We start from the raw sequence: 19,297 nt of genomic DNA, 5'->3' as shown, positions 1-19,297 counted from the left end.
CCCCCCGCACCGACCACACCCCCCGCGCGTGCCCCGGTTCGTCCGGGCCCACCCGAGCGGACCACTCCTCCCCGGGTGCCTTCCTCCCCGGTCCCCCTCCGCGCGTCCTCCGCGGCTTCGGCCTTCTTCGCCATCCCAGCTCCCATCGCTGACCTCCCGAGGTTAGTCGCGCCCACCGACTTGACCCCGCCCGACCGAACTGTGTATAACCTATACCAGTGAGTATATTAGATAAACAGTTTAGAGGAGACGCAGATGACCACGGACATGATCGAGCGGCAGCGGGCCGGCCGCCGGGAGTGGCTCGGGCTGGGCACGCTCATGCTGCCGCTGCTGCTGGTCTCGATGGACGTGTCGGTGCTGTTCTTCGCGGTGCCGTTCATCAACGCGGACCTCGAGCCCACCGCCACCCAGCAGTTGTGGATCTTCGACGTATACGGTTTCGTCCTCGCCGGCCTGCTGATCACGATGGGCTCCCTCGGCGACCGGATCGGCCGCCGCCGGCTGCTCATGATCGGCGCGGCGAGCTTCGGCGCCGCATCGGTCCTTGCCGCCTACGCCCCCAGCGCCGAGCTGCTGATCGCCGCCAGGGCCCTGCTCGGCATCGGCGGAGCGACCCTGATGCCGTCCACCCTCGCCTTGATCCGCAACATGTTCCACGACGAGAGGCAGCGCGCCGTCGCGATCACGATCTGGACCTCCGGACTGACCTTCGGCGTCTCGCTCGGCCCGATCCTGTCCGGCTTCCTGCTCGAGCACTTCTGGTGGGGCTCGGTGTTCCTGATCAACCTGCCGGCCATGGTGCTGCTGCTCGTCGCCGCCCCGATGCTCGTCCCCGAGTTCCGCAACCCCGACCCCGGCCGCTTCGACCTGATCAGCGCGGTGCTCTCGCTCGGCTCGGTGCTCCCGGTCATCTACGCCATCAAGGAGCTCGCCGCGCACGGCCCGAGCGCCACCCGCGCCGGCCTGATCGCCGCGGGCCTGATCATCGGCGTGCTCTTCGTCCGCCGCCAGCGGCGCCGCCCCGACCCGATGATCGACCTGAGCCTGTTCCGCGGCCGGGTGTTCAGCGGGTCGATGGCGATGAACGTGGTGGCGATCTTCGGGCTCGCCGGGTTCGCCATCTTCACCACGCAGTACCTGCAGTCCGTGCTCGGCATGGGGCCGCTGGAGGCCGCGCTGTGGAGCCTGCTCGGCTCCGTCGGGGTGGGCGCCGCCGCGCCGACCGTGGCCGCGCTCGCCCAGCGCGGGGTGGACCGGGCGTACCTGATCGGCGCCGCGTTCACCGTCTCGGTGGCCGGCCTGCTCGTGCTCACCCGGCCCGCGGCCGACTCCACCGTGCTGCCGGTGCTGGTCGGCGCCGCGCTGCTGGCCGGCGGGTTGGTGGCGGCCATGTCGCAGATCGCCGAGCTGATCATGGGCCGGACCGGGCCGGAGCGGGCCGGCACCGTGTCCGCGTTGCTGGAGACCGCCTCGGAGTTCGGCGGCGCGCTCGGGATCGCGGTGCTGGGCAGCATCGGCACGGCGGTCTACCGGGCCGACGTCGCCGCCGCGCTCCCGGCCGGGCTGCCGCACGAGGCCCGCGACGCGGCACACGAGACGCTGGGCGGCGCCATGGTGGTGGCCGGGCAGCTGCCCGGCGAGCTCGGCGGCGCGCTGGCCACGGCCGCCCGCACCGCGTTCCTGCACGGCATGCACACCGCGGCGCTCGCCGGCGCGGCGATCATGGCCGCGGCGGCGGTGGCGTCCGTGCTGATCCTGTGCAAGCCGAAGCCCTGATCCGGCTACCGATCGGTATGTGTATAGTCAGCGGCGGTTCCGTGCTCCCGGTGACCCCCAGGCCGGTCGAGCACGGAACCGCTTTCTTTCTGCCCGCCGTCCGGCCGGGGCCCGGTCTCGCCGGACCGCAGCGCGTCGGACAGCGCGACCAGCTCGTGCACGTCGGCGTCCAGGCCGTCGCCGGCCGGGATGGCCACCGGCATCGCTCGGGCCGGCGCCGAGGCGCCCGACGCGTGCGCCGCCACCCCCTCGCGCAGCCGGTCGGCAAGCGACCGGTCGCCGTTGGGTCCCAGGTAGGGGCTGATCCGCACCAGCCCGTCCCGGCATTCGATCACCCGGCGGTAGTACCGGCGGTGCACGCCGCGCAGGCTGACCGCGTCGCGCCACGGGCTGGTCGGCACCCGGCAGAGGGCGTCCTCGGGGAACTCCCGGTGCAGCAACGTCCACAGTGGACCGAGTCGCCGGTACATCCTGCGGTGCTGCCACCACACGCGCAGCGCCGCGAGCCGCATCCCGACCGCCGGGTACGCGAAGCCGACCAGGAAGACGACGATGCCGCCGAGCATCATGAAGATCCCGGTGAACGTGATGGTGCGGGGCATGGTGACCGCGGCCCACCGGCCGGCGGCCGCACCGACGAAGATCATCTGGGCGGGCACCATCGCGGCCAGCCCGGCCGTGGCGAGCGCCAGCCCCCGCCGCAGCCTCGGCTCGGCTCCCCTGGCGTAGCGCCGGGTCAGCACCAGCGCCGTGATGTACGCGTAGGCCTGGTACACGTACACCGACAGGTACATGAGCGCGATGGTGGGCTCGCCGACGGGGCCGCCGGACCGGCTCGTCAGCAGGGCGGCCGAATCCCGGATGTGCGGCGGCATCGCCGCGATCGCGTGCGTCATGACGAGCACGGCGAGGACGACGGGGACCGCCTGCCACATCGCCCGCCGGCGTGCTTCGCGCACGTCCAGCGCGGAGAACAGGAAGAACGTGACCAGTCCATAACCGCCGAGCAGCATGATGAACTGCTGGACCAGCCGGGACATGATCGGCTCGAGGCCGAGGAACCCGGCGCCGTCGAGCAGGGCCAGGCGGAACGCGAACGTCAGGGCGAACGACGCGATCGTGACGGTGATCGCGAGCAGCGCCGGGTTACGCGGGGCCCGGATCAGCAGGTAGATCATCAGGGCGAGCACGAGATGCGACGCGATGCCCTCGAACACGCCCAGGGTTGTCACAACGCCACCTCGCCGGCTCGGTGGCGCCAGACCCCGTATCTGGGGTTCGCTTCGCGAGCTCCGCTCACAGCCAACCCATCCGATCGCCGAGCGCGACCCCCATCCGCTGTGCGGTCGCGTCCGCCGAGGCCGGCGGGGCGACCACGTCGAGCACCGACGCCCACTCGAGGATGATCGTGGCGACGGTCTCGGCCTCGCGCTCCTGCTCGGAGTCGTACGACGTGCGGCGCAGGGCCCGGCGAACCGCGTCGGGCTCCAGGTCGGGGTACCGCTCGCGTAACGCGTCCGGCTCCATGTCGGGGTACAGCTCGGCCATCAGCGCGTCGTCGTCCTCGTCGCTGCGGTGCCCGGCGATGATGTGGCCCAGCTCGTGCAGCACGATGTGGCCCTGGTGGGCCTTGCTGGTCTCCCGCTGGTAGAGGATGTAGTCGGCGCCGGTGGTGGTGATCCACACGCCGAACGGGCCGGGCACCGGGATGGGATGCGGCACCAGCCGGATGGGTTTGCCGCGCGACTCCCCCACCCTGCGGCACAGCTCGGCGACGTCCAGCGGCGGACGGATGTCCAGCTCGTTGAGCAGCCGGCGGCAGCGCCGACGCAGCTCCCTCTCCCTCACCGCTTACTCCTTACCGCGCCGTTCGGCCTGCTCCTCGCGGTACACGACATTGAGCAGCTCCATCACCAGCCTCCGCCGGTGCGGCGACAGCTCGCCGGCCCGCATGGCCATGAGCTGCACGTCGCTGCTGCCCACGAGCTCGTTGAGCCGGGACTGCTCGGAGCGCAGCCGGGCGAGCTGCTGGTCGACCCGGTCGGTCACCTCGTCGTCGAAGAAGTAGCTGACCGGGACGCCGAAGAAGCCGGCGAGCGCCTGCAGGTGCTTGTACGTCGGGTTGTCCTTTTTGGACTTCCGCAGCTGCCAGATGTAGCTCTGGGAGATCTTGACCTCGCCGCGGCCGCTGATCGCGGCGGCGACGTGCTCGTTGCTGTACTCCTGCCCGTCGCGCGGCGTGTTGTGGGCGAACAGGTAGTTCAGCTTGTCGGCCAAGCTCCGGCCATTGGTTGGTCCTTCAACCATCACGGCCCTCCCTGGCAGCGCGGGGCACGCTTCCACTAGAGTGAAAAGCCATGCGAGTGGCGGCCTTTTCTTTAGTTGAATTGAGGTGTATTACAAGCCTAGACTTCGGACAGTGCCGGTACAACTACGAGGAAACCCATTGACCCAACTCGAAGCCGACGACGGACTCGACGGTCCCGTCTGCTCCCGGTGCGGTCAGCTTCTGGGGTACGCCGTAATCGACAAGTTGACCGGCCTGCTCGACCGGTGGGGCTGGGACGAGCGAGCCGAGGAAGCCCTCGCGAACGCGGGCGACCGGGCGAGCACCCTACTCCTGATCGACCTCGACAGCTTCAAGAAGGTCAACGACACGCACGGGCATCTCGCGGGGGACGCGGTTCTGCGCGCGGCGTCGGCGGTGCTCAGGGACACCATCCGGAGCACGGACGTCGCGGGCCGGTACGGCGGCCACGGGGGTGATGAGTTCCTGGTACTTCTACCGGCCAGGGACCGTCAGCTGGGGGAAATGATCGCCCGTCGGATCCGGGCGAGGATCCGGCGGGCGATCATTCCCATCACGTCCGCGCACGGCGTCCCGATCGTGCTCTCCGGTCTCGCCGCCTCCATCGGCGCGGCCGTCACCGACCCGACCACCTCGCGCCGGCTGACCCTCGTCGAGCTGCTGCGGCAGGCCGACGCCGCCCTGCTGCAGGCGAAGAACAACGGCGGTGACCAGATTGTGGTGGCCGGGTCTCCCGGTCACAGTCACCCGACCCTGACATCATGTTGAATCAATTCTGTTGAGTCAACAAATCAGTACGGTCCGAGCCCGATCCCGAATCGGTTCGCGATTCGCACACCGGCGACGATGAGCCGTTGGTAGAGCGGACCGAGCAGGCGCGGCAGCGCGTCGATCAGGTACGCGTCCGCGCCGACCAGGACCCGGGGCCGGTTGCGCTCGACGCCGCGCAGGATGATCTCCGCCGCCCGCTCCGGGGTGGTGCGCGCGATCCGGTCGAACCCGTCCCGCAGCCCGCCGCTGTCGGCGCCCCTGGCGTTGCGGACGATGTCGGTCCGGATCCCGCCGGGGTGCACGCAGGTCACCCCGACCCGGTGCCGCTCGAGCAGCATCTCCTGCCGCAGCGCCTCGGTGAACCCGCGCACGGCGAACTTCGCCGAGTTGTACGCGCTCTGCGTCGGCACCCCGACCAGGCCGAACACGCTGGAGATGGTGACGAGATGACCGTCGCCCGAGGCGATCAGGTGCGGCAGGAACGCCTTCGTGCCGTGCACAACGCCCCAGTAGTCGATGCTCATGACCCACTCGAGGTCCTCCCAGCTCATCCGCGCGACCGGGGCGACCAGCGCCACCCCGGCGTTGTTGACCACGAGGTCGGCCCCGCCGAAGTCACCCACCACCGTGCCGGCATGCGCGAGCACGGCGGACCGGTCCGCGACGTCCAGCTCGTAGTGCCGGACCTCGGCGCCCTCCTTCTCACACAGCGCCGCGGTCTCGGCCAGCGTCACGACGTCCACATCGGACAGTGCGAGCCGGGCGCCGCGCCGCGCCAGCTCCACCGACAGCGCCCGGCCGATGCCCGATCCGGCGCCGGTGATCACCGCGACCTTGCCGGCGAACCGTCTCATTGAGACGCTCCCTGCAGAACCCTTGCCGGTTCCCGGGATCCGACCAGCTCGAAGTCGGCCGGGTTGATCCGCCGGGTCTGCAGCCAGTACCGCCAGGTGAACCCCGGCCAGATGGTGCGGTTGACCCCGGTCGAGTCCAGGTACCAGCTCGAGCAGCCACCCGTGCTCCACACCCCGCGGGCGAGCTTGCGCTGAATGTCCACATTGAACCGTTCCTGCACGCCGGCCCGGACCTCGATTGCCTCGGCCCGGCTGCCCAGGACCAGCCGCATGGCCTTGGCGATGTACCTGATCTGCGACTCGATCATGAACACCACCGAGTTGTGACCGAGGCCGGTGTTCGGGCCGAGCAGGAAGAACAGGTTGGGAAACCCCGAAACGGTGATGCCGAGATGCGTCCGGATCCCGTCGCGCCGCCACTCGGAGGCAAGGTCGCGCCCGCCGCGACCGGTGATGCGCAGCCGGTCGAACGCGTCGGTCACGTGGAACCCGGTGCCGAAGATGATCGCGTCGACCGGCCGCTCCCGGCCGTCGGCGGTGACGATCGAGTGCGCGTGCACCTCGGCGATGCCGTCGGTGATCACTTCGACGTTGTCCCGGGCCAGCGCGGGATAGTAGGTGTTGGAGCCGAGCACCCGCTTGCAGCCCAACGTGTATCGCGGGGTGAGCTTGCGGCGCAATTCCCGATCCCCGATCTGGTTACGCAGGTGCCGCCGCCCGAGCCACTCCCCGGCCCTGAGCAGCCAGGTGTTTCCGTTGAAGCCCAAGGCCATCGACTCGGCCGCCCAGTAGATCGCGTTGCGGTAGAGGCGCTGGACCGGCGGCAGCGACCGGAACACGGCCTTGGTGCGCTCGGCGATCGGCCCGTCCGGCCTCGGCAGCACCCAGGCCGGGGTGCGCTGGTAGAGGTGCAGCTCGGCGACCCGCCCGGCGATCTCCGGGACGAACTGGATCGCGCTGGCCCCGGTGCCGATCACCGCGACCCGCTTGCCGGTCAGGTCGTAGTCGTGGTCCCACCGCGCCGAGTGGAACGCCCGCCCGGCGAACGTCGAAAGCCCCGGCAGCGCTGGGATGTTCGGGATGTGCAGCGCGCCGACGCCGGACACCAGGAACCGGGCGACGAGCTCGCGGCCGTCGGTCGTGCTGACCTGCCATCGGCTCTCGGCCTCGTCCCAGCGCGCGCCGCTGACCTCCACCCCGAACCGGATATGCCGGCGGAGCCGGTACTTGTCGGTGAGCCGGCGCAGGTACGCCCAGATCTCCGGCTGCGTGGAGAACGACCGCGACCAGTTCGGGTTCGGCTCGAAGGAAAACGAGTACATGTGCGACGGCACGTCACAGGCGCAGCCCGGATAGGTGTTGTCGCGCCACGTTCCCCCGACGTCGTCGGCCTTCTCCAGCACGACGAAATCCGTGCGGCCCTCCTTGATGAGCCGAATCGCCATGCCCAACCCGGAGAAACCCGTCCCGACGATGACGGTTTCCGTCTCGATCACAGAACCTCACCCCGATACCTGGGACTGGCAGTATCCGATACTTTCGGTACTATCCATCTCGTGCGGCACGCTGTCAACGGTCACAATGGCCAGGTGGATGGACGAAGCGAGCGCTGGCGGGCGCATCGCGTCGAGCGGCGCGCCGAGTTCGTCGACGCCGCCCTGCGGGCGCTGGAGAAGTACGGGCCGGAGGTGGCAGTGGCCCAGATCGCCGCCGAGGCCGGGGTCGCCAAACCCAGGCTGTACCGGCATTTCGACGACAAGGCGGACCTCTTCCGAGCGGTGCAGGACCGGATCTCGACGACCCTCTGGCAGCACCTGACCGCGGCCCTGAATCCCGACGACGCCCCGGCCCACCTGGTCCGGCACGGGCTCGACGCGTTCCTGTCCGTCGTCGACGAGCATCCCAACACGTTCCGCCTCATGATGGCGCCCGGCTCGCCGACCGAGCGCGCGCTCGAGGACGGCAAGAAGATCGCCGACGTGCTCGCCGCGCTGATCGCCGGGCAGCTCGCCACGCTCGGGGTCGACACGTCCGGCGCCGAGCCGTGGGGCCACGCGCTAGCCGGTGCGGTCGGCGGCGCCACGCACTGGTGGCTCGAGCACCGCTCGATCAGCAAGCAGCAGCTCATCGACCACCTCAGCACGGTCATTCTCGGCTCCATGGAAGGGATCGCCAAGTCGGCCGGCGTGGTCGTCGATCTCGACGAACCGATCAAGTCGCAGACCATGAGGACGGCCGATGACCGAGCATGATCACGACGAGGAGGGCTACTCCGGCCCGGCCACGCTGATCGTCGACGAGTCCGAGCTGGAGGTGACGGTGGTCCTGCGCGGCTACTTCGAGCCGATCGACGGGTTCTACCACTGGTACGGCCGGATCCACGCCAGCGACGAGCTGTCGGCGCTCCTCGGCGGGAAGAACCGGCCAGCGGTGCTGCGTACGGCACACGGTGCGGCGGCCGGCCAACTGTCCGATCCGGACACCTGGGGTCGGTACCGGATCACCGGGACCAGCCGGCCGCCGTTCCCGGTGGCCACCTCACTTTCCGACCTCGGGAACGGCTGATGGCCCGCGACCACGACCTGGTTCTGTTCGGCGCCACGGGATTCACCGGGGCGCTCACCGCCGAGTATCTTGCCGCGCACGCGCCGGCGGGCACCAGGTGGGCGCTGGCCGGCCGGGACCGGGGCAAGCTGGAGGCGGTCCGCCGCCACCTTTCGAAGATCAACTCCGCGCTGCTCGACCTGCCGCTGCTGCACGCCGACATCACCGATGCGGGGTCACTGCGCGCCATGGCCGAGTCGACCAGGGTCGTGATCACCACCGTCGGCCCGTACGTCCACTTCGGCGAGCCGCTGGTGGCCGCGTGCGCGAACGCCGGCACCGACTACGTGGACCTCACCGGCGAGCCCGAGTTCGTCAACCGGATGTACCTGCGGCACCACGAGCGGGCGAAGCAGAGCGGCGCGCGGATCGTGCACGCCTGCGGGTACGACTCGATTCCGTACGACCTCGGCGCCTACTTCACCGTGCACCAGCTTCCCGAGGGCGTGCCGATCACGATCGAGGCCTACCTGCGCGTCGCGGTCAGGTTGTCCAGCGGCACCTACCACACCGCGATGGCCGCGGCCAGCCGGCTGCGCCAGAACCTGGCGGCCGCAAGGGCCCGGCGCAAGGCCGACCCGCGGCCGAGCGACCGTCGCATTAGGACGCCGTTGGGCCGGCCGGGCCGGCACGGCGACCTGTGGGCGGTGCCGATGCCCACCCTCGACCCGCAGATCGTCGGCCGGTCGGCCGCCGCGCTTTCCCGCTACGGCCCGGAGTTCACCTACCGCGAGTACATCCTGGTCAAGCGCGTGACCACGATCGTGGGCATGGGCGCGGGGCTGACCGCGCTCGGCGTGCTGGCCCAGATCCCGCCGGCCCGCCGCTGGCTGCTCGACCGCCGCAGGCCGGGCGACGGGCCGAGCGCCGAGCAGCGGGCGAGGTCCTGGTTCACCGTGCGCTTCGTCGGCCGCGGCGGCGGCACCCGGGTGGTCACCGAGGTGGCCGGCGGCGACCCGGGCTACACCGAGTCGGCCAAGATGCTCGCCGAGTCCGCGCTCTGCCTGGCCTTCGACGACCTGCCACCCACCGCGGGCCAGGTCACCACCGCCGTTGCCATGGGCGACAAGCTGATCGACCGCCTGCGCGCCGCCGGCCTCGTGTTCCAGGTGGTGGAGGGCCCGTATCCTCAGCGGCGTGGCGAAACTGAACGCGGCGGCGCGCCGGCTGATCGAATCCGGCGCCCTGGCCCACCTGGTCACGATCAATGAGGACGGCTCGCCCCAGGTGGCCCTGGTGTGGGTCGGCCTTGACGGCGACCAGCTCGTCGCGGCCCACCTGAGCGGCCGGCAGCGCAAGCTCGCCAACATCCGCCGCGACCCGCGCGTGGCGGTGTCCTTCGAGTCCGCCGTCACCAACGACTTCGGCCTCCGCGAGTACCTCGTCGTGCACGGCCGCGCGGAGGTCACCGAGGGCGGCGCCCCGGAGCTCCTGCAGCGCCTTGCCAGGACCTACATCGGCCCCGACGCCGTGTTTCCGCCCATGCCCGACCCGCCCGCCGGGTACCTCACCCGGATCACCGTCGAGCGCATCGGCGGCAACGGCAACTGGTCCGAATAGGGCACGTTCGAAGAGCCGAAACGCGCGGCGCTCACGGAAACTCGCAGGTATGGCGAAACTGAACGACGCCGCGCGGCGGCTCATCGAGTCCGGCGCCCTCGGGCATCTGGTCACCCTCAACGAGGACGGCTCGCCCCAGGTCTGCGTGGTCTGGGTCGGCATCGACGGCGACGAGCTCATCGCCGGCCACCTCGACGCCCGCCAGCGCAAGCTCGCCAACATCCGGCGCGATCCGCGCGTCTCCCTGTCGTTCGAAGCCAACTACCTCAACGAGGTCGGCACCCGCGATCACCTCGTCGTCCACGGCACGGCCCGCATCACCGAGGGCGGCGCCCCGGAGCTCCTGCAGCGCCTTGCCAAGACCTACATCGGCCCCGACGCCGTCTACCCGCCCAACCCCGACGCACCCCCCGGCTTCATCACCCACATCACCCCCACCCGCATCACCGGCGTCGGCGACTGGGCCGCCTGACGACGCGTCATGTCCGCGGCCTCCCGGGTGTGACGATGGGCTCGAGTGGACCCGCAAGACAGGAAATCCTGCCCGCGTGCCGAGATTCTCCCGGCCGGGCCTCGGCCGCCCCACCGGCTCGCTGTCCGGACCCGCTCCACGGCATCCCGTCGGCAAGAACCACACCAAACCGGACACCCCGAAGCGGGTCAGAACCAAACAGCAAGGTTACAACTCAAGATCAAATACCGCGCCACATTCGGTACATCGTGGGTCCGCCGTCGGGTACCCGGACGGTGCCGATCACGGTGAACCCGTGGTGCAGGAACAGCGCCAGGTTGCGCCGGTTGGTGGCCTCCAGGTAGGTCGGGATCCCGCGCCGGTGCAGGTCGCTGAGCCGGTGGGTGAGCAGCGCCGAGCCGATGCCGCGGCCCTGGTGTGACGGGCGCACGCCGAGGAAGCTCAGGTAGTGGTGCGCCTTGTCGATCGGGTGTGCCGCCTGGATCGCCGAGTCCAGGGCGAGGAAGCGCGGCAGGTACGGGCCGGTGATGGCGGCGAGCTGCGCGTCGTAGTCGGCGGGGCCGGCGTCGGGCACGCCGTACGGGGCCGGGTACCAGATGGCCACGGCGGATCGGTCGGAGGAGACGTAGACCTCGCCGGCGCCGCGCAGCGCGTGCAGGGCGTGGATCCGGAAGAACGCGGGGTACACCTGGGCCCGGACGTACGGGTCGGGGATCAGCCACTCCCCCGGCTCGTCCGGATGCAGCGCCTCGGCCAGCACGCCGGCCACGGTGTCCACCTCGCCCTTGGTGTGCAGCCGCTGGAACGTCAGCTCGGTCCGGACCGGGGCCATGGTCCGCGCGCCCCCAGTGCCGTCTACAATGGACGGTGCCGCGGCGATCACCACGGTCTGACCGTCCAGTTCGGAGATGGCCCGGCCGGTCACCCGGTTGGCGCCCAACCCGATCGTCCGGTACACCGCCGGCCGCTGGATCCTCAGGAACCAGCCCCACAGCAGGCCGGCGACCGCGACGGCCGCGAAGTGCGCCGGCACCACCCAGCCGCGCGGGTCGTCCGGCGGCACGCCGAGCAGCGCGTGGAAGTTGGCCAGCACCACCGCAAGCGCCACGAGCAGCAGCACGCCGGCCAGCGCGGGCGCGAGCGTGCGGCGCCACTCGCTCTCCACGTCCGTGCGCCGCTGGAAGTAGGCGATCACCGCGAACGACGTGGCGGTCATCAGCACGAGCACACCGAACGCGCCGATGTTGGTGCCGATGAAGAACAGCTGGACGACGGGATCGGCGCCGCCGGTCGCCGCGATGATCAGCACGAGCAGCGCCAGCGCGGACTGGGTCAGCGAGCCGGCGTAGGGCGAGCCGGTGCGGTGGTGCGTGCTGCCGAGGCCGCGCGGCAGCACCTGCTCGCGGCCGAGGCTGAACAGGTACCGGGCGACCGTGTTGTGGAAGCTGAGCAGCGCGGCGAACAGGCTGGTGATGAACAGGATCTGGCCGAGGTCGGTGACCAGCCGCCCGACGTAGCCGGCACCGAGGTTGAACAGCAGCATGGTGCCCTGCTGCCGGGCCGCGGCGACCACGTTGCCCGGCCCGGTGATCACCGACAGCGCCCAGGACGACAGCGTGTAGATCACCCCGATGAAGGCGATCCCGATGTAGGTGGCCCTGGCCACCGTGCGCCGCGGATCCTTGGTCTCCTCGGCGAACACCGCGCCGCCCTCGAGCCCGACGAACCCGGCGATGGCCACGGCGAGCGTCGCGCCCCAGCCCACGGTCACCAGGTTGGCCGGATCGATCGTGTCGAACGTGAGCTCCCCACCGGCCGGGTGCGTCACGAAGACCAGGTCGTACCCCACGACCACGAGGCACTCGGCGATCAGCAGCGCGGCAAGCACCCGGCCGTTGACGTCCACACGCAACACTCCGACCACGCCGATCACCGCCCAGCCCGCCAGCGCGCACACCCACCACGGCACCGCGGCCGCGAACATGGTGGCGATCAGGTTCGACAGCGCGGTGCCGAAGATCCCGTACAGCCCGATCTGCATCGCGTTGTACGCCAGCAGCGCCACGAAGCTGGCCCCCACGCCCGGAATCCGGCCGAGCCCGTGAACGACGTAGGTGTACAGGGCGCCGGCGTTGGTGATGTGCCTGGACATGGCCACGTAACCGACGGCGAACACCGCGAAGATCAGGGCCACCACCGCGTAGGCGACCGGCAGGCCGAGCACGCCGGTGACCGCGTACCCGGCGATCACCCCGCCGGCGGCCGTGGTGAGCGGGGCGGCGGCCGCGACGATGAAGAACACCACGCTGGCCACGCCCAACCGGTTGGCCGCAAGCACATAGGACACCTTGCTCGGCGGGTTGCTCAGCTGTGCCAGGTCGGCCACCGGATCTCCCTGTCGTTCATGGACGGCCGACGACGGCGTCGCCGATCGCGGCCTCGGTCTGGTCGGCCAGCTCCCGCAGCGCAGGCGGGAGCTCGGCGCGCAGCCGGGCGAGCCGCCTGCGCAGCGGCACGCGCTGCTCGCGCCACCAGGCCAGCCTCGGCAGCAGCCCGCTCGCGTCGGCCAGCGCGGCGAACGCCATCGCCGGCACCGTGTTGGTGGCGTGCTCGTGCACGAGCAGGCTGTACACCGCGGCCTCCGGGCCAAGCGCCTGGTTGATGTCGGCGGCCCGGTACGTGTTGGCCGCGCCGCCCCACCAGCGGCGACCGGGCACCTCCTGGAGGATTCCGCTGAAGCACAGCCGGTTGCGGACCTGGACGACCGCGCTGTGGCGCAAGTAGACCAACCAGACCCGGACGGTGTGCGGCTGCCGCGCGACGTGCAGCTCGGTGATGATGTCGCCGAGCACGGTCTGGCCGAGGATGTCGTCCATGGGCGCCCGGCTCACCAGGACGATCCGGCCGTGCTGCACGTCGATCCGCCGCTCGAGCACCAGCTCGGCCAGCAGCGCGCCGGCCAGCCCCAGCTCGAGCCCCGCCTTGTGCAGGCGGGCCTGGAGGTGTCCGGAGTCATGGTCATGCGCGGCGAGGAAGAGCTGGTCGGCGAGTCGAACGGGTGGGGGTGGGCCAAGTCGACGCGACACCGGCGAACTCCACCCGTCCTGACGTTGGTTGCGAGGCGGCTCATTTTGTCACCCGCCGCTCACCCTGGGTAGATCCCGGCCAAGGTTCGACTCACCCTCGTTCACGACCGAACGGTCGTGCTACTCTGGCCGGCATGGGCAAGGGCGAGGCGACCAAGGAGGCCATCCTCGACGAGGCCATCATGATGGCCACCACCGTCGGCCTCGGCGGGATGACCATCGGCGCCCTTGCGACCAAGGCCCAGCTGTCCAAGAGCGGGCTGTACGCGCACTTCCAGTCCAAAGAGGACCTTCAACTGCAGGTGCTCGAGCACGCCAGGATCCGCTTCGTGGCCGAGGTGATCGCCCCGGCGCTGGCCGCCCCGCGCGGCGAGCCCCGGGTGCGTGCGCTGTTCGAGGCCAAGCTGCGGTGGTCTTCCGCGCCCGGTGGCTGCATTTTCATCGCGGCCTCGAGCGAGCTGGACGACCGGCCGGGCCTCGTGCGCGACCGCCTTGCGCGCAACCAGCGGGACTGGCTGGACACCATCGCCGAGGTGTTCCGCACCGGCATCGCCGAGGGCCAGTTCCACGCCGACGCCGACCCCGAGCAGTTCGCCTTCGACTTCGACGGCGTCATGCTGTCGTTCCACCACACCAAGCGGCTGCTCGACGACCAGACCGCGGAACGGCGCGCGCGACGATCGCTCGACGCCCTGCTCGCGGCCGCCAGGGCCGGCTGACACCAAGACAAGGAGCACCCCGCATGGCCATCTCGGCGCCCCAGAAAAGCACGATCGTTCGTATTATTGAAGTGAGCATCCGAGCGCTGTTCGGCGCTCTTGAGCGGGTCGCCCCTCGGCCGGGCGCGGCCTTGGCGGAGCGGCTCTGGCTCACCATGCCGCGGTACCGCGGCGGCCGGCGGTCGCGCACCCTGCCGCTGGCCGAGACCTTCAGTGTCACAGTGGACGGTGGCCGGGTGACCGGCCGGGCCTGGGGCATGGGCCCGCGGGTCTACCTGGTGCACGGCTGGGGCGGCGCGAGCGAGCAGCTCGAGCCGTTCGTCGAGCCGCTGCTCACCGCCGGCTACCGGGTGATCACCTTCGACGCGCTGAGCCACGGCGACTCCGAGCCCGGCCGGCTCGGCCAGAGGCGCACCACCATCCCCGAGATGGCCGCCGCGCTGACCGCGGTGGTGGCCGAGCACGGCCAGGCGCACGCGGTGATCTCCCACTCCCTCGGCTGCGCCGCGACGTTCTTCGCGGTGCGCCGCGGGCTGCCCGCCGGCCGGCTGGTGTTTCTCGCCCCCATGACCCAGCCCGACCCGTACACCATCCTGTTCGCCGCGCGGCTCGGCTTCGGTGAGCGGATCCGGGCAGGCATGCGGGACCGGGTTGCCGCCAGGGTGGGCCTGCCGTGGTCGGAGTTCGACATTCCAAGCCAGGTTGCCGGCCTCGCCGCGCCGCCCCCGCTGCTGCTCGTGCACGACCCGCGCGACCGGGAGACCCGGTATGCCGACAGCCTTGCCGTGCAACGGGTCTGGCCGGACGCCCGGCTGATCACGGTGACCGGCCGCGGCCACTGGCGGATCCTGCGCGACCGGGAGACGATCGACCACACGCTGGCCTTCCTCGCCCCGCGGGCCGGCCAGGGCCGTCAGGTCAGCTGAGGATGGATCCGCGCCGAGTTCCCCCGGCCCACCGCGACCGCCAGTCGCTCGGCGTCCACGGTGGACAGCACGTCGGCACTGATCCACTCGTCGAGCAGCCGGCCGAGGTGGTGCCGCCACAGCACGGCGCCGAGGTGGTGCAGCTCGGGTAGCGCTCGACCGTCCGAGGAGTACACGACCGCGTCGAACGGGGCGAGCTCGAGGATCTCACCGAGCACCTCGCCGGTCCGGGCGCCGACGAACGGCACGGTCAGTCCTATGTCGACGATCACGTGGGGGTACCCGTGCGCGAGGTACGCGGCGTTGCGGTGGTAGGGCCAGCAGTGCAGCAGCACCACGGTCACCCCACTGTCCACAGTGGCCTCGAGGAACCCGCCGAGCAGCGCCGGATCCACGTCCCGCAGGCGCAGGTCCGGGTCACCGAACCCGGTGTGCACCTGCAGCGGCAGGCCGAGCGCGGCCCCGACCCGCGCGGCCTCGTACACCAGCCAGGCCAGCAGCACCGGCTCGGTCAGCCGCCGGTCGCCCGAGCGCAGCCACCGCTCGGCGGCGGCCCTGGCTTCGGTGTCGGACGGCGCGGCGGCGGGCAGCGCGAGCCCGCACCGGTAGCCGATCACGGTCTTCAAGGCCACCGCCCCGGTCGCCCGCCCGCGCAGCTCGGCGCGGATCGCGTCGAGCAGCGTCCGCGGCGACTCGCCTTGCTGGGCAATGGTTTCCGCCACCCGCTCGACGCGCACCACCTCGTGGCCGGCGCCCCCGCCAAGGCCGGCAAGCTCGGCCGGGCCGGTCAGCGGCTCCGGCGGGGTGAACCCCGTGTCCACCAACCAGTTCGTCACGCCCGACGACCGCAGCAGCCGCTCGGTGACCGCACGCCAGCCCAGCTCGGCGCGCCGCCGCAGGTAGGCGTCGGACTCCGCGTGCGCCGGAAGGCCGAGCACCGGCGCGCACCACCGGCGCACGGCAAGGCCGAGCATCGAGTCGAACGGATCGCGGTGCGGCGGCAGCCGGAACGCCTCGGTCAGCCAGCCGGCGAACGCGCCGGCGTCCAGATCGGCAGTCACCACCCCGTGGCAGTGCTGGTCGTGCAGCGGCACCTCGTCGGTCACCACGGCGCGCTCACCAGCGCCAGCGGGTGGCCGCGGCCAGCTCGGCGGCGTCCAGCCCGGCGCACCGCTCGGCCTCGGTGCGGCGCACCGTGATCACGGCATCGTGCAGCTCGGCGCCCATCGCGCCGGCCAGCACCGCGGACGACTCCAGCGCGTCCGCGGCCTCGGACACCGACGTGGGCAGCCGGTGAACTCCGGCCGCCGCCTGCTCGATCGGGTCGCGCAGGGCGGGATCGCCGGTGACCGGCGGCGGCAGCCGCAGCTCCTCGGCCACCCCGGCGAGCCCGGCCGCGATCACCGAGCCGATCACCAGGTACGGGTTCGCCGTGCCGTCGAAGCACTTCACCTCGGCGTTGGCCGCCCACGAGCCGGTGCCGGGCAGGCCGGTGACGATCCGGACGGCGGTCTCCCTGGTCTCCACGCCCCAGCACTGCCACACCCCGGCCCACCGGGACGGCTGCAGCCGCAGGAAGCTCGCCGGATGCCCGGCGCCGACCGCCACCAGCGCCGGCAGCTCGCGCAGGATCCCGGCCACGAACGCCTCGCCGGCCGGTCGCAACCCGGCCGGACCCGTCCCGCCGGTCATCGCGTTGCCGTCCGCGTCGTGCACGGACAGGTGCAGGTGAGCGCCCGAGCCGGCGCCGTCCGGGTCGACGCTCGGCGCGAACGTCGCCCGCCACCCGTGCCGGAGGCTGCGGGCGCGAATCGTGTGCCGGACAAGCACCGCGTCGTCGGCCGCGCCCACCGGATCCGTCGCCGCCACCGAGAGCTCGAGCTGGGCGCCCGCGTACTCGGGGTGGAACTGATCGACGTGCAGGCCCTGCGCCTGCAGGTCGCCGACCAGCGAGCGGGCGTAGTCGGCGACCTGCTCGAGCCGGATCTGGCCGTACGCGGGGCCGTCGAACGCCGGCACGAAGCCGTCGGCGTCGGCCCGGCCGACGATCCACTCGTGCTCGATCGCCATCCGCAGGGACAGGCCGCGCTCGGCCGCCGCCGCGGCCTGGCGGGCGGCGAAGGCCCGCTGGCAGGCCACGAAGCGGGTGCCGGCCATGGTGAACCGGTCCGCGGGCGCCCAGGCCCATCCGGGCACGGCGGCCAGCGCCACCGCCCGGTCCAGGTCGGGCACCAGCCGCAGGTCGCCGTCCGGTCCGCCGAGGTAGCGGCCGTACACCATGACGTCGTCGGAGCCGAACGTCTCGAAGCACGGCGATGCGCCCACCCCGCCGGTGGCGATGGCCGGCAGGCGCCCGAGCGGGACCGTCTTGACCCTGGTGATCCCCGCATTGTCTACAAAGGACACCTCGACCAGCTCGACGCCGGCCCGCTCCAACTCCTCCACCCGCCGGGCGGCGGGCTCGTCGCCGGCCGGGATCCGATCCGCAGTCACCATGGAAGACATGGTGCCCTGCGGACGGACTCGCCGGCGCCGGGTCAGCCGATCGTGGGCAGGAACTCCGGCGCCCGCCGCGCCGGATTCACCCGCTCGAACGCCGCGGCGAACGCCAGCACCGTGGCGTCCGACCACCGACCCGCGAAGAACGACACCCCGATCGGCAGCGGCCCGGCGAACCCCGCCGGCACCGACACGTTGGGATATCCGGAAACCGCGGCCGGGCTCGACGATCCGAGCACGAACGCGTCCCCGTTGGCGTAGTCGGTCTTCCAGGCCGGGCTGTTGGTCGGCGCCACGATCGCGTCCAGCCGGAACGCGGCCAGCGTCTCGTCGATCGACCGCCGCGCAAGGGTGGTGGCCGTCTCGCGCTGCCGCCGGTACGTCGGATCGGACGGATCCGGCGCCTTCGCGGCCTCCTCGAAGATCTCCTGCCCGAACTTGGACAGCTCGATCGGATCGTTGCGGTTGAACTCGATCAGCTCGTCCAGGGTGTCCGGACCACCGGGCCGGTTGGCCAGGTAGGCGTGCAGGTCTCGCTTGAACTCGACGATCAGCGCGGGAAACTCGTTCTGCCCGATCTCGTCCTGGAACGGCAGCTCCACGTCGACCGTCGTGGCCCCTGCGGCCCGGATCGCGCGCACGGCGTCGTCGACCACCCGGTCGACGTCGGCATCCGCGCCGGCCAGCCGCCACACGCCGATCCGCTTGCCACGCAACGCGTCCGGCCGCAACAACCGGGCGTAGTCGCGCGGTTGGTCGGCCGGGATGGCCCGCGTCGCCGGGTCCGCCGGGTCCCGCCCCTGCAGCACCGACAGCGTGATCGCCGAGTCGACCACGTGCCTGGTCATCGGTCCCGCCGTGTCCTGGTCCGCCGAGATCGGCACCACGCCCGTCCGGCTCACCAGCCCCAGCGTCGGCTTGTGCCCGACGATCCCGTTCGCGCCGGACGGGCACACGATCGACCCGTCGGTCTCCGTGCCGATGGCCACCTGCGCCAGCGTCGCCGCCACCGCCGCCCCGGACCCCGACGACGACCCGCACGGATTCCGGTCAAGCACATAGGGGTTGTTGGTCTGCCCGCCGACCCCCGACCACCCCGACGTCGACCGGAACGAGCGGAAGTTCGCCCACTCCGACAGGTTCACCTTGCCGAGAATCACCGCCCCGCCGCGGTACAGCCGCCCCACCAGATGCGCGTCCGCCGCCGGCCGCGACCGCAACGCCCGCGATCCCGCCGTCGTCTTGTTGATCACGGTGTCCACGTTGTCCTTGAGCAGCACCGGAATCCCGTCCAGCTGCCCAAGCGTCCGCCCCGCCCGGCGGCGCTGATCACTCGCCGCCGCCTCCGCCAACGCCCGCGGGTTCAGCGCGATCACGGAGTTGACCTCGTCGTCGACCGCCGCGATCCGGCGCAGGTAGGCGATGGTCAGCCGCACCGAGCTGAGCCGTCCCCGATCCATCCGCGCCTGCAGCTCGGGAATCGTCGCCGCGTCGAGGTCGAACCCCAGTCCCGCGCTCGCCGGGTTTCCCGCCGCCGGGCCCTGCCCCACGAAGAACGTGCCGGCAACAGTAATAATCACAAGGAAGAAGCGCATGTAACGCACCCACCAACCCCACTCCCCTCCCCACCCACGGTCAATCCGCCATTCGTCGCGGGTCCGATGGGGGTACGGGAACCGGCTCACCCTTGGGGGACCACCCCCGCTACCGTGCCAGGCG

The 19,297-nt window shown here is 71.5% G+C and carries 19 protein-coding genes; 9 read left to right on the top strand and 10 right to left on the bottom strand.

The genetic code is table 11. The features are described from left to right. Positions 1-255: 255 nt before the first annotated feature. Positions 256-1,779, top strand: a complete 1,524-nt coding sequence (locus VGX25_RS17260) for an MFS transporter (protein WP_326918825.1) — start codon at positions 256-258, stop codon at positions 1,777-1,779. A 5-nt stretch (positions 1,780-1,784) separates the two neighbouring features. Here the strand turns inward: VGX25_RS17260 and VGX25_RS17255 are convergent, their stop codons facing one another. The 3 genes from VGX25_RS17255 to VGX25_RS17245 all read right to left on the bottom strand — a co-directional run bounded on the left by VGX25_RS17255 (position 1,785) and on the right by VGX25_RS17245 (position 4,086). Next, on the bottom strand, positions 1,785-3,011 hold the full coding sequence (locus VGX25_RS17255) for an MAB_1171c family putative transporter (RefSeq protein WP_326918824.1): 1,227 nt from the start codon (positions 3,009-3,011) through the stop codon (positions 1,785-1,787). A gap of 64 nt (positions 3,012-3,075) precedes the next feature. Beyond that, entirely contained in the window at positions 3,076-3,627 is a 552-nt protein-coding gene (locus VGX25_RS17250) for a hypothetical protein (protein ID WP_326918823.1), read from the bottom strand. Positions 3,628-3,630: 3 nt separating this feature from the next. Next, positions 3,631-4,086 (bottom strand): helix-turn-helix domain-containing protein, encoded by a 456-nt coding sequence (locus VGX25_RS17245; protein ID WP_326918822.1) that lies wholly within the window; start codon positions 4,084-4,086, stop codon positions 3,631-3,633. 139 nt (positions 4,087-4,225) lie between these two features. Between VGX25_RS17245 and VGX25_RS17240 the strand changes: the two genes are divergently transcribed. Next, positions 4,226-4,855: a GGDEF domain-containing protein gene (locus VGX25_RS17240; protein WP_326918821.1), complete on the top strand. Its 630-nt coding sequence runs from the start codon at positions 4,226-4,228 to the stop codon at positions 4,853-4,855. Between the two features lie 23 nt (positions 4,856-4,878). Here VGX25_RS17240 and VGX25_RS17235 read toward each other — a convergent pair whose 3' ends face one another. Both VGX25_RS17235 and VGX25_RS17230 read right to left on the bottom strand, forming a co-directional pair. Beyond that, positions 4,879-5,712 carry an SDR family NAD(P)-dependent oxidoreductase gene (locus tag VGX25_RS17235; RefSeq protein WP_326918820.1) on the bottom strand — a complete coding sequence of 278 codons (834 nt, stop codon included), beginning with the start codon at positions 5,710-5,712 and terminating at the stop codon, positions 4,879-4,881. Beyond that, complete coding sequence (locus tag VGX25_RS17230) at positions 5,709-7,208, bottom strand: NAD(P)/FAD-dependent oxidoreductase (RefSeq protein ID WP_326918819.1); 1,500 nt, start codon at positions 7,206-7,208, stop codon at positions 5,709-5,711. Before VGX25_RS17230 ends, VGX25_RS17235 begins: the two co-directional genes overlap by 4 nt. Before the next feature lie 93 nt (positions 7,209-7,301). Between VGX25_RS17230 and VGX25_RS17225 the strand changes: the two genes are divergently transcribed. The 5 genes from VGX25_RS17225 to VGX25_RS17205 are packed head-to-tail and all read left to right on the top strand — an operon-like array spanning position 7,302 to position 10,348. After that, a complete protein-coding gene (locus VGX25_RS17225; RefSeq protein ID WP_326918818.1) occupies positions 7,302-7,964 on the top strand; it encodes a TetR/AcrR family transcriptional regulator in 663 nt (220 codons plus the stop codon). After that, positions 7,951-8,277 carry a DUF4873 domain-containing protein gene (locus VGX25_RS17220; RefSeq protein WP_326918817.1) on the top strand — a complete coding sequence of 109 codons (327 nt, stop codon included), beginning with the start codon at positions 7,951-7,953 and terminating at the stop codon, positions 8,275-8,277. The genes VGX25_RS17225 and VGX25_RS17220 overlap by 14 nt, the downstream gene beginning before the upstream one ends. Next, positions 8,277-9,527, top strand: a complete 1,251-nt coding sequence (locus VGX25_RS17215) for a saccharopine dehydrogenase family protein (protein WP_414635848.1) — start codon at positions 8,277-8,279, stop codon at positions 9,525-9,527. Before VGX25_RS17220 ends, VGX25_RS17215 begins: the two co-directional genes overlap by 1 nt. Continuing rightward, positions 9,454-9,876, top strand: a complete 423-nt coding sequence (locus VGX25_RS17210) for a PPOX class F420-dependent oxidoreductase (RefSeq protein ID WP_326918816.1) — start codon at positions 9,454-9,456, stop codon at positions 9,874-9,876. The genes VGX25_RS17215 and VGX25_RS17210 overlap by 74 nt, the downstream gene beginning before the upstream one ends. A gap of 49 nt (positions 9,877-9,925) precedes the next feature. Further along, positions 9,926-10,348: a PPOX class F420-dependent oxidoreductase gene (locus VGX25_RS17205; protein ID WP_326918815.1), complete on the top strand. Its 423-nt coding sequence runs from the start codon at positions 9,926-9,928 to the stop codon at positions 10,346-10,348. Between the two features lie 220 nt (positions 10,349-10,568). Here the strand turns inward: VGX25_RS17205 and VGX25_RS17200 are convergent, their stop codons facing one another. Continuing rightward, complete coding sequence (locus VGX25_RS17200; protein ID WP_326918814.1) at positions 10,569-12,734, bottom strand: GNAT family N-acetyltransferase; 2,166 nt, start codon at positions 12,732-12,734, stop codon at positions 10,569-10,571. A gap of 16 nt (positions 12,735-12,750) precedes the next feature. Further along, positions 12,751-13,434 carry a GPP34 family phosphoprotein gene (locus tag VGX25_RS17195; RefSeq protein ID WP_326918813.1) on the bottom strand — a complete coding sequence of 228 codons (684 nt, stop codon included), beginning with the start codon at positions 13,432-13,434 and terminating at the stop codon, positions 12,751-12,753. Between the two features lie 134 nt (positions 13,435-13,568). On the opposite strand from VGX25_RS17195, the gene VGX25_RS17190 reads away from it, so the two are divergent. Further along, complete coding sequence (locus VGX25_RS17190; protein WP_326918812.1) at positions 13,569-14,153, top strand: TetR/AcrR family transcriptional regulator; 585 nt, start codon at positions 13,569-13,571, stop codon at positions 14,151-14,153. A gap of 71 nt (positions 14,154-14,224) precedes the next feature. After that, positions 14,225-15,079: an alpha/beta fold hydrolase gene (locus tag VGX25_RS17185; RefSeq protein ID WP_326918811.1), complete on the top strand. Its 855-nt coding sequence runs from the start codon at positions 14,225-14,227 to the stop codon at positions 15,077-15,079. On the opposite strand, the gene VGX25_RS17180 is transcribed toward VGX25_RS17185, so the two are convergent. The 3 genes from VGX25_RS17180 to VGX25_RS17170 are packed head-to-tail and all read right to left on the bottom strand — an operon-like array spanning position 15,067 to position 19,173. After that, positions 15,067-16,188 carry an amidohydrolase family protein gene (locus VGX25_RS17180; RefSeq protein ID WP_326918810.1) on the bottom strand — a complete coding sequence of 374 codons (1,122 nt, stop codon included), beginning with the start codon at positions 16,186-16,188 and terminating at the stop codon, positions 15,067-15,069. The genes VGX25_RS17185 and VGX25_RS17180 overlap by 13 nt on opposite strands. Positions 16,189-16,195: 7 nt before the next feature. After that, positions 16,196-17,575, bottom strand: coding sequence for a glutamine synthetase family protein (locus VGX25_RS17175; RefSeq protein ID WP_326918809.1), 1,380 nt, complete (start codon positions 17,573-17,575; stop codon positions 16,196-16,198). A gap of 41 nt (positions 17,576-17,616) precedes the next feature. Beyond that, complete coding sequence (locus VGX25_RS17170) at positions 17,617-19,173, bottom strand: amidase (RefSeq protein ID WP_326918808.1); 1,557 nt, start codon at positions 19,171-19,173, stop codon at positions 17,617-17,619. Between the last annotated feature and the right edge of the window lie 124 nt (positions 19,174-19,297).

Source organism: Actinophytocola sp., assembly GCF_035942955.1.
Classification (GTDB): Bacteria; Actinomycetota; Actinomycetes; order Mycobacteriales; family Pseudonocardiaceae; genus DASYTH01.
Note: the sequence above shows the minus strand (reverse complement) of the source record. Positions and strands in the feature narration are given on the sequence as shown.